The sequence below is a fragment of the Ignicoccus islandicus DSM 13165 genome (assembly GCF_001481685.1).
GTDB lineage: Archaea > Thermoproteota > Thermoprotei_A > Sulfolobales > Ignicoccaceae > Ignicoccus > Ignicoccus islandicus.
In genome coordinates this window covers 1,179,081-1,195,295 of sequence record NZ_CP006867.1, presented here as the reverse complement: position 1 = coordinate 1,195,295, position 16,215 = coordinate 1,179,081, and the positions used below count along the sequence as shown (strand labels likewise).

The window sequence follows — 16,215 nt, the reverse complement described above, 5'->3', positions numbered from 1 at the left end:
AGTTACTTGGGAGTTAACTTGACGGTTAACTTGAGACCTTCCGAAGGCGACCAGAAGCCTACGTCCTCGAAGACGGGCTTACCGTCAACCAGCTTTACGGTCCATACGCTGTAGCTGGTGGTCAAGGGCTCTTGATATATTGCATTCATTGACTTGTCTCCGCTGAAGCCCTTGTAAATGTAGCTCATCTCTATTATAGCGTGTTCCATTAGGTTGGGGTTGAAGCTAGCGGCTCTTAAGGCACCTAGGGTTACTAACCATACTGCATCGTAGAGAGTATCGCTGAACTCAACCGGATCGTTACCGTAGACGCTCTTATAGTACTCAATGAAGTTACCGCTAGTGTAAGGAGCGGTTCCCAGAACGTTCTTTAGAGCTAGAACCTTAGCGACAACAGGATCGGATATCAGTGCTGGACCCTTAACGGCTTCAGTGAAGAACCAAGGATACTTCTGTAGACCTAGAGTTAACGCTTGCCTTAATATGACCTTTATCTCATCGAACGCTAGCCAAACTATAGCTTGTGGCTTGTAATTGAATACGCTCCTTAGCTCAGCTAGGTAGCTCCTGGCATTGGGGTCGTAGGGTACTAAGTGAGCGGTTCCGCCTAATTCGCTAAAGGCCTCCTTGAAGGCTAAGGCGAAGCCCTTACCGTAGTCGTCGTTCCTATAGAAGAAGACGACGTTAGTGTAACCGAAACTCTTGACTACGCTAGCTAAAGCCTTGGCTTGGAAGAAGTCGCTGCTAATGCTAAAGAATACGTAACTGTAACCGTTCTTCTTTATGGCTTCTTCATTGTTTAACCTCACTAAGGGGGAGGTGCTCGAGTGGCTCATTAGTATTACCTTGAGTTCGCTGTTTATTATGTCTTGTAAAGTTCCAACAGCTGCACTGGTTGCGGGGCCTACTATCATGTGGACGCCATTGATGTTAACGAGCTTCCTGGCCTTCTCTAGGGCCACTTGGGGAGTGGTTTGAGTGTCCTCGATGTACGCTTCTACCTTGAAGGGTAAATTGAGTTCCTTGAAGCACGCGTTTAGGTCCCTTACTGCTAGTTGCACTGCATACTTCTCATTAGCGAAGGAAGCGAGCGCACCGCTCATAGGTATTAGAGCTCCGATCTTTATAACAGTAGTTCCTAAGCCGTTCTTTACTGCTTCAACGCCACCGGCCCTGGAGATAGCTTCCTTTATATATGAACAAGAAGGACCACCGTACTTCTCTTGGGTTGCCGCTAATGCAATAGTGGAGAACGCTATTAAGGATAGTAGAGTTAACGCTAATACGGTCCTCTTCATCCCAATTACCTCACTTTCGGGAAAAGTAGTATATGTTATAAATGTTACTATAGACTCACCTTACTCCTCTGCCATAGTCTCTCTGTGGGCTTGTATCTCCTTTACCGTCTCTAGTAGAAGTTCGCCTTCGCCAGTTAGATCCTTCTTACCTAGTAGCTTCGCTTCCCTAGCCACTACTATGGCGTCTTTCACTATACCTAACGTAAGCCTAGTCCTATTTACTATCTCAGCAATGTCTTCGTAACTTCCGAGCTCCTTTATCACTTCTAGGACCCTCAAGAAGTGTGGGTGTACGGGCGTAGCTATTCCGGGAGGCGTGGCTACCAACGCCTTCTTCAAGTTCTCTCCAATTTCAGTTATTTCTACGTAATCGTTATCGTAGAAGTTAACGGCACCCCACATTTCCAGCCAGTATAGAGCTGCCCTGGCTTCGTCCGGGTTTTCGAACTTCTTCACTAGCTCTTCTATTTTCTGTACTTGACCGCTTGGTAACATCTTTTGGAGTACAAGTAATTCCATCCTAGTAAGCAGCGGCCTTCTTTTCACTACTCTGGCTAAGTGTGCCAACTTCCTGCCCTTTCTCCCCATGCCCCCTGGACCAAGCAGGCCTTCCTTTGCGGCCTCCTCTATCCATGATCTAAACGGCGGCAAACCTCTGTCAGCGTACACTAAAGGTCTTATTGCGTAAGTAGGTATTTCGACGATCTTCCCTTTTTCGATGACCTCTAAGAGCTGTTTCCCGTAGTCTGTTAATTGGTATATGAGCTTCGATTTCTCTTCATAGCTATCGACTAATTCCAATGCTTCTAACCTATAGAGAGATATACCAACTGTGTAGTCCGAGAACAACAGCTCCTTGCGAGTTTCTTCGTCCATTCCTATGTCTTTCCAGTGCCTCTCGAACCAATCTACTATCAATGACTTGGTCGGCTTGAGCTCCGGATTGGTTTCCGCTTTCTTCCAAAGGTAATCGATCATCTTCATGACCCATTGATCCACTCTAGTTAGACCTATGGTGAAGGTCTCCCAATACTTTCCTCTCTCTAATTCCTCTATCGCCTTATAGAGCAACTTGGCAGCCTTGGTTGGTTCTGAAACGGTCATGTATCCTAGGTTCATTAGGACGAATTTCTCTTGATCAGTAAGCTCCTTTCCTTCGATCAACTTCTTGACTAGCTCTATAATTTTCATATTAACTAGAATGTACTCCATGGCAACAGGACGAAGTTCCCTAATAGCCATTCGTAAATACCTTCCTAACCTAGTTAGCGCGTAGTATCCCCCATCGGGGGCACTGTAAACTATTACATCCATTGCTTCTAGTAAGTCTAAGGCGTCTTCGGGATGGTTCTTAAGAGCTGCAGTGGTAGCCGGACCGGGTGCTATTCTCGCTAAGACTCCGCCCAAGTCCCTCGTAATCCTGATTTTCCTTGCTCTAATTCCTGGTTCAAACACCTTTAGCAACTCTATTGCTTCATCCCTTAACTTGCCTTCCTCGTTGACGAAGTTCCTCTCTAATAGCGGCGTCTTCCAGTCCTTAGGTGCCTCGCTTTTAGTCTTCCATAAAGTCCATAGCATCATGTGTATCCTAGAGTCCAACCACCTCTCAACTTGAGGCTTCCCTAACCTTTTCCATATATCTAGAACTTTCTTACCGTGTTCGGTTAGGACGAAAATCCTTGGATTCCTCGCATCCTTCGGGCGAATCAAGTCTTGGAGCTCTAAGGCCAACAGATTCTTTATTAACCTTTCCCTTTCTTCGTATTCGCCCTTTACGAACTCGTTAATATCTAGTTCCTTGTCTCCCACTTCCTCTAACATTTCCAAATATTCTCTTTTTAGTAGCATTTCTAATCTCCATGCTGAAAAATAAAGCATTTATATAAGTGTAAACCATTTATCACTCAAGATCCAAGACTTCGAGTGAATATCTAGATAAGAGAAATAACTTCCCCGCGTTGGACGTATCGCCTCTAATTAAGTAATCTAGAGCTAGCCTCGCGACCAATGAGGCTACCGATACAACCATGGAAACGTCTTGAGCGCCCGTGTGTTTACCTTCCGTCATTAGATTGGAGAGCTTTACTTCGTTTGTAGTCATCAAGACCATGCCTACTTCGGGTCTCACCATACCGTGTATAGTAGGAAAATACCTTTCTTCTACGAATATCCTACTAGGGATGTTATCAGTTAAGGCCAATGCTATGTCAGCGCTTATTCCTTCAACATCCTCTATCCTTGAAATTATTGCTTGCGCGTCGTTTCCCATAAGGGTAATTCTTTGTGCTAGAACTTCAGCCTTGTATTTTCCCACGTCTTGCGGGTAGAAGAGTTGCCTATCTAGATTACTTTCCTCCACTCTATCGGGATCAACAATATAGAAAGAAAATGGACCCTTTCTGGAGAGTATTTCGGCCGTCCAGCTCCCCAGTGCGCCTGCACCTACAATTAAGACTCTCTTCATGAAAACACCTTATATCTTCGAGAACTTATCTCCTAGTCTCAAACGCGGCATTATAACTAAGCTCATTATCTCTTGCAATAGCAGTTTGAAGGCGTAGCTCATTTCAACTTGATACATGTCCCCTTCCTCACCGTGTATTGGGCACACCGGTCTACCCTTGAAGGCGTCCCACCAGCCTATGTGACCACACTTGGCGCAAACCCATACCTTAGTTAAGTCGCTGCTCTTTAAGAGTCTCTCAAGCAAGAGCTCGGCTACGCCGTGTGCAACTAGAACGTCTCTTTCCATTTCACCGAACCTTAGACCTCCTTTACGCATTCTACCCTCAGTTGGTTGTCTAGTAAGTATCTGGACCGGTCCTCTGGCTCTGGCGTGAAGTTTGTCAGCAACCATGTGGTAGAGCCTCTGATAGAATACAACTCCTATGAATATAGGCCTGCGAACCATTTCGCCCGTCCTTCCATCGAACATAACCTCGGATCCATCTGGTGGGAGACCTCTCTCCACTAGCACCTTCCTAAGCTCGTCTATTGGTTCTTTATAGAACGGCGTGGCGTCTACCTCCCTTCCTCTGAACGATGCCGCCTTAGCGGCAATGCTCTCGATCAGTTGGCCTAACGTCATTCTTGAAGGGAACGCGTGAGGGTTCAGTATCATGTCGGGAACTATTCCGAACTCCGAGTAAGGCATGTCGTATTGCGGTATCAATATACTTGCAACGCCCTTCTGACCATGTCTTGAAGCGAACTTATCTCCTATCTCCGGTATTCTTAAGTCTCTTACCTTTATCTTTACCATTTTTATACCATCTATATTCTGGGTAATCACGACAGTATCTACTATACCCTCTTCGCCATGTCTTACGACTACTGAGGTGTCCCTTCTCCCTAGTTCCGCTACTCCGAGCTCCTTGTACTCTTCGCTGAACTTAGGTGGACTTGTTTTTCCTATTAGGACTTCTCCTCCTACTACGTATGTTTCTGGTTGAACTATTCCATCGGAATCCAACTTCCTATACGCGTCTGGACCTCTGTAACCTCTTATCTTCTTGGTAGGATCTGGAATCTCTATTCTATCCTCTTGACCACCAGGGTACTTTTGCTCCTCAGTCTGGTAAAGTCTGAAGAACGTCGCTCTGAGTAGACCTCTTTCAACGCTGGATTTGTTCAGTATAACTGCGTCCTCTATGTTGTAACCTGTATACGACATTATTGCAGCTACTACGTTTTGACCGGCGGGTCTATCGTTATAGCCTATTAGGTCCATGTGCTTAGTTTGTACTAACGGCCTCTCTGGATAATGCAAGTAGTATCCTCTAGTATCGGTTCTCATCATGAAGTTAGCAGTATAGAGACCTAGAGCTTGCTTGGCCATGGCGCTCTGATAGCTGTTCCTCGGACTCTGGTTGTGTTCTAGGTAAGGTATAGTAGAGGCGGCAACGCCGAGAATGGCTGGAGTCCATATCTCCATGTGCGTATGTTCGGGAGTGAGATCCTTTGGGTCCAAAGCTATGTAAGCGTTCTCTTCCTCCTCGGCGTCTAGTAATTCTACTATGCCCCTAGTCAACAAGTCCGTGAAAGTCCATTCGCCCTTCTTCAGCTTTTCAATGTGCTCAGGTTTCAGCTTCAATTGACCATTCTCAACTACGAAGACTGGTCTCATTAATCTACCGCTATCCGTATTGACGTAAACCTCCCTTATGCTACCGTCGTCGTTTTCGTATACTCCGACGCTAACTTCGTAGTGAAGCTTACCTTGTCGTCTAAGAGATCTGAGTTTAGATGCAAGCTCATGCGGATCTGGGTAGTAACCTACGGGCCTCCCGTTCAAGTAGACTCTCGCGCCGTTGATTACTTCATCGGGTATCGGCTGATCGTTTCGAATTAATTCAATCACTTGGTCAATAGGTACCATTCCGAGTTCCTTTAGGACTTCCTCTACGTCTTCCTCAGGAACGCCAACTGAGATGTATGCAGACAATGCTAGGTTCTTAACTAGACCGATGTTAGGACCTTCGGGAGTTTCGAAGGGACATATTCTACCCCATTGGGTCATGTGAAGTTCTCTTGCCTCGTAGTGAGGTTGAGTTCTCGAAAGGGGCGAGACGACCCTTCTTAAGTGAGAGAGGGTGCTGAGCCAGTTAGTCCTATCCAGCAATTGAGAAACGCCCGTTCTGCCGCCTACCCAGTTTCCGGTAGCTAAAGCTTGCCTCACCTTCTCGCTTAGATAGTTAGATCTAATTATCATCCTCAAATGAACGCTGCGTGGGTCCTTACTAGCCAATCTCTCTAATTGATAACCTATGTCCTTTACCATCTGTCTCAAGTAGCTTCTGAATAGAGATGCTAGCATGTCTCCAGCTAGCTTCATTCTCCTATTAGCGTAATGGTCCTTGTCGTCCGGTTCCCTCTTTTCCAAGTAAACTTCAAGTAACTTTCTTGCCATATGAGCAATGAAGATGGCTTTCTTGAGCCTATCTTCAGGTTTGTTTCCTAGGTGGGGTAAGAAGTTATTATCTATTATTTGCTCCGCTCTTTCAATTCTCTTTTCCCTGGGGAGACCTAGAGCTATTCTGGAACCTATTAGATCGAGAGCGTCTTCTACAGTTGCGAATGGAGCTGCTTGTTCTAGGGAAGCTAAGAGTTCTTGTTGAATCTCGGGATCGAAGCTAACGAGTGCGGCGATGTCTTTGTCTGATTCAATTCCGAGCGCCCTCATCATAACAACGAATGGAATCCTGCCCGGTATTGAAGGGAATACTACGTAAATGTTTCCATCCTTTAACCTTTCAACAATTACTTGCACCCTATACCCTAAAGTACTCGAAAGAACCTTAGCCGTGTGAGTAACTGTGGTTTGAGGTCCGCCCTTGTCAACCAATACTTGGTTGAGCGCTAGGTCCTCCTGGGTTACTATTACCTTCTCGCTTCCATCAATTATGAAATAGCCCCCGGGATCCCTAGGGTCTTCGCCTCTCTCAATCAGTTCTTCGGGAGAGAGTTTCGAGAGAGGATCTATAACTGACCTAAGCATTATGGGCATTTGCCCTATTTCAACTTCCTCTTCAATCTCCTCGTAGTTGGGTTTGATTAACTTGACTTGCAAATATATCGGGACTGAGTACGTAAGATCTCTAATCCTACATTCCATAGGAGTTACTTCCTCGTTGACGCCATCAGGCTCCTTGACTATCGGTTTACCGTATCTCACTTTACCGAAAACTAGCTTGTAGCCTTCGAGTAGCTCGACCTCACCTATTTCATCGATTAACTGTTGTAACGTTTCTGTAACGAACTTGTTGTATGATTGCAACTGTTGCTGTGTCAGTCCTCTCTCTTTGAAGTATGAGTTCATTACGATCCATCTATCTTCTGGAGTAGGGAACTCGCGAGCTTCCTGAGAACTCATATCAGACCACCTGTGACGCGGAAAGGGGGTTTTTATATACCGACTACGTACCTTAAAGTTACTACTTCCTCTGCCTTATCGCTCCTTCTTATTATCTTCACTATGTCTCCAGGCTTCAAGCCCAATTCCTTCGCTACTGGATCATCAACGCGGAGGATTGGTAGGTCCTCTGGCTTCAATCCGTATTTTTTCAAAATTTCATATGCTTCTTCGTCACTGAGTTTGACGTGTTCGGGAACCAATACGTGATCAGTGACTTTAAATTTCCTTTCTGCCATTACTTTAGGTCCCTAACCCATGGGGGAATAGCGGTATTAAAGATTCAGAGTGGGGGAGAGAACTGTAATATATTAGTCACGCGCTTCCACGAAGACACGGAATGAGAAATGAAAGGGAGTAAGGACGTTCAGCCTGAAGTGAACATCGGCGTCGTAGGTCACGTAGACCACGGGAAGACTACTCTAGTCCAAGCCTTAACTGGCGTGTGGACTGCTAGGCACAGTGAGGAACTAAAGAGGGGAATGACTATCAAGCTCGGCTACGCAGACGGTGATATTTACAAGTGCACTAATTGTCCCGAACCAGATGCGTATTCGCCCGAGCCCAAGTGTCCAAGGTGTCCAAAAGGCAGTGTACCTCAGCTTCTTAGGAGGGTTTCATACGTAGACGCTCCAGGCCACGAGGTACTAATGGCAACGATGCTATCCGGTAGCTCTTTGATGGATGGCGCTTTACTAGTCATTGCCGCAAACGAACCTTGTCCCCAACCCCAAACTCTAGAACATTTCATGGCACTAAGCATAGTCGGAATAAAGAGATTAGTAGTAGTTCAAAACAAGATAGACGTTGTGACCAAGGAAGAGGCGTTGAAGAACTACCAACAAATAAAGGAGTTCTTAAAGGGAACGTGGGCAGAGGACGCCGTAATAGTGCCCGTAAGTGCCCTTCACAAGGTAAACATCGACGCATTGCTTGAGGCTATCGAAGAAGAGATTCCAACTCCGCCGAGGGACTTGGAGTCACCTCCTTTGATGTGGATAGCGAGGAGCTTCGACGTAAACAAGCCCGGTACCCCGCCCGAAAAGCTTGTAGGAGGCGTTGTCGGTGGTTCACTTATAAGAGGCAAATTAAGGATAGGTGACAAAATTGAGATAAGACCGGGATACCCCGTACGAAGTGGAACCAAGATCGAATACGTTCCCTTAGAAAGCGAAGTAGTTAGTTTGAGATTTGGAAACGTTGAAGTAGAGGAGGCGTTACCAGGAGGCCTAGTTGCCATAGGTACCAAGTTGGATCCATCCCTAACTAAGGCAGACGCCCTAGTAGGCAGTGTAGTAGGCAGGCCCGGCGAACTACCCCCAGTTTTCAATGAATTAACCATGGAGTACCACTTACTAGAGAGAGTCGTTGGATTCCAAAAAGAAACTAAAATAACGCCACCGAGAAGAGGCGAACCGCTAATGATTACAGTAGGAACTGCAATTACTGTTGGAGTCGTAACTTCAATAACTAAGGATGAGATGAGCGTAAAATTACAGAGACCAGTGGTCGCGTGGAAGGGAGCTAGAGTGGCTTTCAACAGGAGGATAGGGAATAGATGGAGGCTCGCTGGTTGGGGTATAGTTAAGTGAAGGGCCTGTGAGGCTCGGAATGGCCGCTGGGGAGGGGGCTCCTCGCAACCCAATGACCATCAACCCCGGCACCGAGGTTCCTATTTTCGATCGCTTCGTATTCCATAATAAATAGAATTAAGATAAATGAGCTAAGTAGCCCTTTATAATTAAACCGTTCCAGATCTCGAATGGGCGGTGAAGAGCATGAGTTCCGTTGAGAAATATTTCGGAAGGGAAAGACTAATTATCTCAATAGATGGAGATGCGACTTTAGGCGAAGCAGCAGAGAGAATGCACGAGAACGCTATTGGTGCGCTCTTGGTAACGGCCGAAGGTGGAAAGGTCGTTGGTCTTATCACAGAGAGGGACATCATCGCAGCATTGGCGTTAGGTGCTGATCCGAGTAGGGCTAAGGTAAAGTACTACATGACCCCATGGTCAGAAGTCATAACGATAACTCCCGACGTTACGGTAGAAGAGGCTTTGAAAATGATGTTGGACAACGGCGTAAGGCACCTAGTGGTAGTTCAAGGAAACAGAGTTCTAGGAATACTAAGCATGAGAGACCTCTGTGCTGCTCTCATGTCCTCTTGAGGTCTCCTCTCCAGTTAACCTCCTCCATATCTCAGATAGCGCTTCATCCTTAGTGTAGCCCTCTACTATTAGCTGAGTCACTAGGAAGTCAAGTATGTCCTTTGCTTCTTTACCGTATACTTGCTTGAGCATAGTTAAGATCTCATCTTCACTTACTTTAATTTCGAGTTTCTGCGTTGTCTTCACTTCCCTATATTTCGGCTTCTCTCCGAACACTCCAAAGATCGAGAACGCGTTTAAGAGAGCGATAATTGAGGCGAGGGGATACATTTCAATGTTATGAATTAATATGGAAGTTGGTATGATTGTGGATGAAAATATAAGAGTCTCAAGGGGATAGATCTTACTCATTAATAGTGCTACTAAGCCCAAGTAACTGGGTATCGAAGGTCCTGTGAGGAGAACCGTAGTGGTTAGAGTTATTAAGGATACTAAATTCACTACAGAGATCCATTTAATGTCGAACGCGTTGACTTCGTTGAGGTACTCGACGAGCGCTCTTAACTTTCGAGCTTCGTTTTCGTCCGAATTCGCGTTACGTAATTCGAGGTATGCCTTCCTCCAAAATTCCCAGCTCCTGAGGGAGCAAGGAACGGAAGGATCTACTTGGTCACCCAAGTCTCTAATGACTTCAATTAATTGAACGTTGTTCCGCGAGCCCTCTCTTGCAAGATCTAGGCTCATCTGATTCAATTTAGTAAGTATCTTCTCCTTGAAAGCCTTACATCCCCAAGTCATAGCCTTCGTGCCTCCCCAAGAACTGGTTTAAGAGGTCCTCGTCGGCACCTATTTTAGCTGCCCTTACCTCCCTTAATAACTTCCTTTCGTACGCCCTAAGGAACGGGCAAACGTAGCAACCGAGTCTATAGAAGCCTAGAGCATAGAGCGGATTAGGAAGTACATTCTCGCTTAGTAAGTAAGCTAAAACCATTGCACCGCTCCAAAGCTTCAGGGGAGCGAGGACCTCTGCAACCCCTTCCCACTCCCTCTCAAACCACCTTCGGGACCTAGAGATGGACTCGGCATCGCGATCTCCTACTACGACTTTGACCTTGCCTCTCCTCTTTATTGCATCTTCCAGCGCCTTTATTTTCAATCCAGTGCACCATCTATTGTCACGAGAAGGAAATCCCAGTTCCATTATATTCTCTTTAACAGGAGCTCTAACTACTTCGTAATTCACGTTCATTTCGTTGGCAATTTTTTCGATGTAGTACTTGTTCAAACCCATGTCAACTCCTGTATCAACGTATATTGCTTCGACTTCGTCACAGTATTCCTTAGCTATTAGCAAAGCGGCCGTACTATCCTTACCACCGCTCCAAGGAACTATGGCTTTCTCACATCCTTCGAACAGCTTAGCTGTTCCTCTTACGAAGCTGCGTATTACGTTACGCGACAAGTTAGCGAACTCCTTAAGCTCGAAGCCTCTTACTTCGCCTAGCAGAACGGTTTGAGGTATTCTATTGTCAGTTATTTCGGTGAGAGCTACTGCTCTACCACCAGCTATTACTGTGTGGACCCCGTCCGCGCTTTTCTTTACTAGGAAACCTTTGTGTGAAGGCTCTCCTAAGCCTAAGGTCTTCCACCAGAGACCCCAGCCCAAGAAGACGTCCGTTCCAGGCTCTCCTCTTACGTACTTCTTAGCTATAAATGGCGTATCTCCGCTCCACTCAATCCACAATCTCGGTTGACTCTTGGCTACCTCTAGTTCCCAATTGAGTTCACTTAAGCGAGTGTTCCTTATTCTCTTTTTTCTGATTCCGTGAACGATAACATTAGGGGGAGTCGAGTCGGAGAGCTCTTTAATTACGTCCGCCTCTTCGCGACCTAGTAAAACCAAATAGAACTTGTTATCAGAGACGAGCTCCTTCACGGCATCTATAACGTCAGTACCTCTCTTACCTTTCAAAGTCTCTACTTCAATTCCCCAATCGCTCCTATAGTTCTTAATCATGTTTCTCAATGCGTCCGCGTCTCTCTTGCTTCTAACAATCACTGTAAGCACTAACTACATACCCGAGTGGGACTACAGAGGAAGACTAAAATGTTGAAACTATTATTAAGCTACCCTCACTCCTCTCCTCGGGTTGGAAAATGTCGTATGGAGGAGTTTACGGGGTAAACGCTCAAGGACATAAAGGCTGGGTTACTGTTAGATGCGCAATAACTGCTAGGTACGCCGACGTTACTAAGGAGCCCGTGTATGAATGTCCTAAGTGCACTCCTAAACTCGGAGTCTACTTCTGCGCAGACGAATACAAGAAACTAGGTGGTAGATGCCCATACTGCCATAGTCAATTGAAACCGGTCATAACACCAATAGAGTGATGATCTTGAAGAGCTATATGTGTAAAGGCAAAAGGGTTTTATTTACTGAAAATTACGTGCTTCTAGATATCTATAGGAAGCTTCCTCCTGAAGAGTGTACTAAGCTAAGCGAAACTTTACTAGAATCCGAAAAGGTAAAGGTGCTCTTAGATCGGAGAGGGGAGTACGCAATAAAGGTGTTATTCACACCGGCCGGATGTGAAGAATTCTATGCTCTTTTACCTAGGCAAGGCGAGCCTTCACCGGAACGCGCCAAGGAAGTTCTGAAGAAGGCGTACCTCGATCTCTACGGCATCGATCTAGGGGACGTAGAGTGTGTGGAGGAGAGTTAATACTTTCGACAATAGCTTTAGCACTCTCGATTCTAGCCTTACTTAATAGTAGGAAGATTCCAGATTTAGGAGGAACGAGCCTCGCTAAAAAGAACGAGAAGGTCAGAAAGAGGTACATTTTGATGCATGTTCTTTCTGAAGAGCCGAAGAAGTTAGAAAGGAAGTGCCTAGAGGAGTGTTTAGTGAAGCTACTCAAGGAATCTTATGGTAACGTGGGCGTAGCTTTGTGCGAACCAAAGCTCGTGTACTTCGATGTGAAGACCAAATCAATAGTAGTTAGATGTAATTACGATGCAAAGGACTTACTAATAGCGTCTACAATCAAGTATACTGAGTGTTGCGGTACGCTAGTTAAATTCATACCATTAAGAGCTTTCGGAACTCTCCGATCCGCTAGGGATCACATCCCCAAGTTTGCTTAGGGAAGACAAGATCGCGACGAGTTCTTCAGCTATTTCGTATCCTTTTTCCGTAATGATTACGTAAGTTACTGGACCTTTCGGTGTGAACGTTTTCTCTATTTTCACAAGGTCTTCCCTTTCCATTTTCTCCAAGTGGCTCCACGCGTTTCCCGGAGTTAGATTGAGTTCCCGATAAAGTTCCGTGAACGAAACTCTACCTTTTGCGAGAAGATAGAGCAATATAGCCATTCTAGTCGGGTTCATTCGTAGCTTCAATAACCTCCTCAGCGCCTCCGCGCTGTTGCCCTCTGGCTTCGGTGGCACACCTTTCAGCCTCCTCTATATAGAGTAGTGATTCTAGTATCCCACTGAGTGTTAGTGATATAGAGAGGGTTAAAGCAATGGCGCTTGACTTCTGTGCAGATGAAAGCATTGAAAGAGCTAGCATGACTAGGCTTCCCATTCTTGCGTTCTCGTCCTTACTCGTAAGGAACTTTATTATAGAGAATCCTATGAACGGTAGAACTATAGAGAGCGAGCCTATTCTATTATATAAGAATATATCGCTCACCAACGCTAAGGGTAAGGTCGCTATTAGACATTCAAGGTATTCACGCGATTTTACGTTTACACCTAGTATCTCAGAAATAGTAGTTATGTAGGTAAAGCTCTTCGAAGCTGTATATTTGAATAGCCCGAACAACGTAAGCAAAGTAAGGAACAGAGTGGTTGATGGTAGTGAATTAAGAACGGATATTAGTTTGTAACTTGGGGTAGCGAGGACGAAGGCCAGAAGTAAGGATGAGATGGTGAACGTTAGGGTTTGCATGGCCTTCGCTAAGTTCTGAGTCCTGCATTTGGTTACTGACTGTAGTATGTCTACCGCCAGCTCTAGCTTATTTATTTCTCTTTCCTCCATTTTCCGCCACCCCGAGCAACCAAGCTAACGGTCCTAACGGAACCTCATATTCCAATATGGCTCGACCTAGTCTTTCTGTCACTTTAACGGTTATCTCTTTAATCCTAGCAGGTCCTTTCATTACATTTGCGTTAGGGAGACTGATAGGTCTTAAAGCCACGCTCATACCAATTGCGTAACCTATCGATGTTAAAGGTTCACCTAATTTGTTAGCAGATATCGCGAACGCTACGAACGGGCTCAGGATAGTTATTAAGTAGGCATCGTTGAGACGTTTAGAAACGTATTGATATGCCCTATATGCTGTATACAGAGCAAGGATTACAACTAGTACCCCGTAAACGTAGGATGCCTCTTTCCCGATAACTTGGGAGAGGAGTCTCGCTGCTAGCGGTAACCCTTTCACTTCTCCGCTAACGATCTTTTCTTGGACTATTATCCATCTGGGCATTAGAACGTTAGTAATGATATTTAGAATTGCGAACGCCCAAGCGATTAAAGCCATTAAGTACCTCAATATCTTCTTAGCGGTCTCGGCTAACTTATTTTCTTGAACGAACTTGGGTAAGTTTACGTTCGAGTTGGCTTCATATCCTAATATGAACATCACTAGGGGCGAGAGAATGCCTTGAAGCGTTACGGCGAAGACGGCACCGGCTGGCCAGGATAGGACGTACCTCACTAAACACCCAGCAAAGCTCTTACAGCCTTCACGGAACTTCGACTTCAAGTTCGATAGTTTAATTGATCTAAGCAATTCCCTAATGGACGGTCTTTTGTTACCAATTCTGGGCCACCATATGAGCGCAAAGAGGACTATTGAAACTAGAAAGGCTCCAATGAATACTATTGGACCCGGTATAGCTGACAACCACAATAGCGTCATTCCAAGTAGTATAACCGAGTTCTTAGCTCTCGGTGAACCTAAGAGAAGGGCCCTCAATGAAGCGAGGTAGAAGTAGGCTAGTAAAGCAGCTATTGGAAGAAAGACGGCTAACGCGTACTCTACAGCTATTCCCATGAGCCCAAACAACCCTAAACTCCCTCAGCTGCGAGTCTAGTCTTCATTGCCCTTTGTTATGGCTCGGCTCCCGGATTCCACATCATTGAAGACCTAAGCACTTCTTTACTTTGGCGCTCATCTCAATTACGTGGTCTAGCGTGACTAGGTCCTCTGGAGTCTCGTCCCCAGAGGGGAATATTAATGTCGGGCATTCCTTAGGGACGTATTTGAACGGTGTCTTATCCTGGTCACCGTTGCGCCATTTCATGCATACGTCGTATGCATGGCAGAGAAGGAGTAGAGCTCCTGAGTACCTCCCCATTGTGCTAAGTATATCGGCCATCCACAAGTACTCTTCGGCAGTTTTCCTCCAAGCGTCCAATGCATTTCGTCCTATATTTGCACCGATTCATCAGTTATATTCGCTTCCCCGCCTCTAAGCCAACTGGAATGTTAAATTGAGGGAGCAATATAGAAGCTACGCACTGGGCACTCAACCGAAGTGGTTATCCGAGTACATCTCCTCTATTGACTTCGATCTTTATATTTGCGAATACGTATTGGACGTTTTAAGAGAGCACGTAAAAGAGCTACGCAGGCAAGGTTACGTAAGCGAGAACTCCGAAATGGAACTAATTAGAGCTATAGATGACTTCGATTGCACCGCGAGACTTAAGGGATACGAAGACGTTCACGAAGCCATAGAATACTTCGTCAGTAAGCTAACGAACGCTGGTAAGTGGTTAAATCTAGGTAAGAGCCGGAACGATCAAGTAGCTACTGCTTTGAGGGCTAGGAACAAGGAGGAAATACTGGACGCTATCGACTCTATAAGGATTCTCATCTTAGAGTTTCTAAGCAAAGCGTCGGCATATGAAGACGTACCATTCCCTACTTTCACTCACTTTCAGCACGCGCAGCCCACTACCTTCGGGCATTACTTACTGAGCTTCGCAGAAGAACTAGTCGATTTAATAGACGGATTAAAGTATGCTTACGAAATAAGTGACTTATGTCCTTACGGTTCAGCTGCAGTAGCCGGATCTACGGTTAGATTAGATAGGATCAGAGTATGTAAAAACCTAAAATTCAAGAACGTAGCCTTTAACACAATATATGCTACCACGTCTCGGAACTTCATCTTGGTGTCTTTAGACTCGATATCGCAAGTAACTTCGGTACTTTTGAGATTCATCGAGGACATGTTCCTGTATTCAAATCCCGCCTTAAACTTAGTTGAAGTCCCTAGTTCACATGCAGGAACCTCCTCTATTATGCCTCATAAGAGAAATCCAGCAACTTTAGAGATAGCTAGAGCGGAGCTATTGAAAGTGTATTTTATCAGAGAATACGCTTACGCTTTACTAAAGGGCTTACCATCAGGTTACGCTTTAGATCTCCAACAATTAAGCCCGGTAGTATGGGAGGCGTATAGGACCTTTCGGAGAAGCGTGACTGTAATTTCCGATTTCGTGAGGGAAGTGGAGATAGGGGATGGCATTAAGGATATATGGAAATACCCGCTGAGGGCAGCCGACTTAGCCGAGGCCATCAGCGTGAGCAAGGGAGTTCCATTTAGGGACGCCTATGCAACGGTAGCGAGAGGCTTGAAAGAGGGAAAGAGCGTAGAAGAGTTATCCAAGGAGGTACTTGGGATCGAACTACCAGATCCGATAACTAGTAGGAGGAACGCGGGAAGCCCCGGGAACTTGGATCCGATTAAGCGGAAGGTGATCGAGCGTCTAAGGAAAATTATTTGCGAAACCTCCGCTAGGTGGAACGAGCTAATCTAGTCAGCTCCTTTACGGGCTTCATCTGCAATCTGAGGTTAGGTACTCCATTCATAAGGCTA

17 protein-coding genes are annotated in these 16,215 nt (G+C 45.6%); 6 read left to right on the top strand and 11 right to left on the bottom strand.

Going from position 1 to position 16,215, the window contains the following annotated elements; genetic code table 11:
- Window positions 1-2 precede the first annotated feature (2 nt).
- From EYM_RS06620 to EYM_RS06600, 5 genes are read right to left on the bottom strand one after another with little or no spacing between them, the layout of a single operon-like run.
- The gene (locus EYM_RS06620; RefSeq protein WP_075050304.1) at window positions 3-1,298 is read right to left on the bottom strand and encodes an ABC transporter substrate-binding protein; all 1,296 of its coding nucleotides are present in this window, start codon (window positions 1,296-1,298) and stop codon (window positions 3-5) included.
- 60 nt (window positions 1,299-1,358) lie between these two features.
- Window positions 1,359-3,146: a DUF505 domain-containing protein gene (locus EYM_RS06615; protein ID WP_075050303.1), complete on the bottom strand. Its 1,788-nt coding sequence runs from the start codon at window positions 3,144-3,146 to the stop codon at window positions 1,359-1,361.
- Between the two features lie 52 nt (window positions 3,147-3,198).
- Complete coding sequence (locus EYM_RS06610; protein ID WP_075050301.1) at window positions 3,199-3,762, bottom strand: ThiF family adenylyltransferase; 564 nt, start codon at window positions 3,760-3,762, stop codon at window positions 3,199-3,201.
- A gap of 9 nt (window positions 3,763-3,771) precedes the next feature.
- On the bottom strand, window positions 3,772-7,170 hold the full coding sequence (locus tag EYM_RS06605; protein ID WP_075050300.1) for a DNA-directed RNA polymerase subunit B: 3,399 nt from the start codon (window positions 7,168-7,170) through the stop codon (window positions 3,772-3,774).
- Window positions 7,171-7,202: 32 nt separating this feature from the next.
- Window positions 7,203-7,448 carry a DNA-directed RNA polymerase subunit H gene (locus EYM_RS06600; RefSeq protein WP_075050298.1) on the bottom strand — a complete coding sequence of 82 codons (246 nt, stop codon included), beginning with the start codon at window positions 7,446-7,448 and terminating at the stop codon, window positions 7,203-7,205.
- 108 nt (window positions 7,449-7,556) lie between these two features.
- On the opposite strand from EYM_RS06600, the gene EYM_RS06595 reads away from it, so the two are divergent.
- Together EYM_RS06595 and EYM_RS06590 are read left to right on the top strand one after the other, a co-directional pair.
- Window positions 7,557-8,801, top strand: a complete 1,245-nt coding sequence (locus EYM_RS06595) for a translation initiation factor IF-2 subunit gamma (RefSeq protein ID WP_075050297.1) — start codon at window positions 7,557-7,559, stop codon at window positions 8,799-8,801.
- 186 nt (window positions 8,802-8,987) lie between these two features.
- On the top strand, window positions 8,988-9,377 hold the full coding sequence (locus EYM_RS06590) for a CBS domain-containing protein (RefSeq protein ID WP_075050295.1): 390 nt from the start codon (window positions 8,988-8,990) through the stop codon (window positions 9,375-9,377).
- On the opposite strand, the gene EYM_RS06585 is transcribed toward EYM_RS06590, so the two are convergent.
- Together EYM_RS06585 and EYM_RS06580 are read right to left on the bottom strand one after the other, a co-directional pair.
- Window positions 9,336-10,115: a hypothetical protein gene (locus EYM_RS06585; protein WP_075050294.1), complete on the bottom strand. Its 780-nt coding sequence runs from the start codon at window positions 10,113-10,115 to the stop codon at window positions 9,336-9,338. The two genes, EYM_RS06590 and EYM_RS06585, sit on opposite strands and share 42 nt — an antisense overlap.
- Complete coding sequence (locus tag EYM_RS06580) at window positions 10,099-11,385, bottom strand: phosphoadenosine phosphosulfate reductase domain-containing protein (protein WP_075050293.1); 1,287 nt, start codon at window positions 11,383-11,385, stop codon at window positions 10,099-10,101. The genes EYM_RS06585 and EYM_RS06580 overlap by 17 nt, the downstream gene beginning before the upstream one ends.
- Window positions 11,386-11,474: 89 nt before the next feature.
- Between EYM_RS06580 and EYM_RS06575 the strand changes: the two genes are divergently transcribed.
- From EYM_RS06575 to EYM_RS06565, 3 genes are read left to right on the top strand one after another with little or no spacing between them, the layout of a single operon-like run.
- Entirely contained in the window at window positions 11,475-11,708 is a 234-nt protein-coding gene (locus EYM_RS06575; RefSeq protein WP_075050291.1) for a hypothetical protein, read from the top strand.
- A 5-nt stretch (window positions 11,709-11,713) separates the two neighbouring features.
- Window positions 11,714-12,040 (top strand): hypothetical protein, encoded by a 327-nt coding sequence (locus tag EYM_RS06570; RefSeq protein WP_157058794.1) that lies wholly within the window; start codon window positions 11,714-11,716, stop codon window positions 12,038-12,040.
- Complete coding sequence (locus EYM_RS06565; protein WP_075050288.1) at window positions 12,022-12,462, top strand: Rpp14/Pop5 family protein; 441 nt, start codon at window positions 12,022-12,024, stop codon at window positions 12,460-12,462. Before EYM_RS06570 ends, EYM_RS06565 begins: the two co-directional genes overlap by 19 nt.
- Here the strand turns inward: EYM_RS06565 and EYM_RS06560 are convergent.
- From EYM_RS06560 to EYM_RS06545, 4 genes are all read right to left on the bottom strand, one after another.
- Entirely contained in the window at window positions 12,406-12,690 is a 285-nt protein-coding gene (locus EYM_RS06560; protein ID WP_236943456.1) for a transcriptional regulator, read from the bottom strand. The genes EYM_RS06565 and EYM_RS06560 overlap by 57 nt on opposite strands.
- A 1-nt stretch (window position 12,691) precedes the next feature.
- Window positions 12,692-13,360: a hypothetical protein gene (locus EYM_RS06555; RefSeq protein ID WP_075050285.1), complete on the bottom strand. Its 669-nt coding sequence runs from the start codon at window positions 13,358-13,360 to the stop codon at window positions 12,692-12,694.
- Complete coding sequence (locus EYM_RS06550) at window positions 13,338-14,393, bottom strand: hypothetical protein (protein WP_075050283.1); 1,056 nt, start codon at window positions 14,391-14,393, stop codon at window positions 13,338-13,340. Before EYM_RS06550 ends, EYM_RS06555 begins: the two co-directional genes overlap by 23 nt.
- Window positions 14,394-14,463: 70 nt before the next feature.
- Window positions 14,464-14,745, bottom strand: coding sequence for a hypothetical protein (locus tag EYM_RS06545; protein WP_075050282.1), 282 nt, complete (start codon window positions 14,743-14,745; stop codon window positions 14,464-14,466).
- A gap of 76 nt (window positions 14,746-14,821) precedes the next feature.
- On the opposite strand from EYM_RS06545, the gene EYM_RS06540 reads away from it, so the two are divergent.
- Complete coding sequence (locus EYM_RS06540; protein WP_075050280.1) at window positions 14,822-16,156, top strand: lyase family protein; 1,335 nt, start codon at window positions 14,822-14,824, stop codon at window positions 16,154-16,156.
- Window positions 16,157-16,215: the final 59 nt, after the last annotated feature.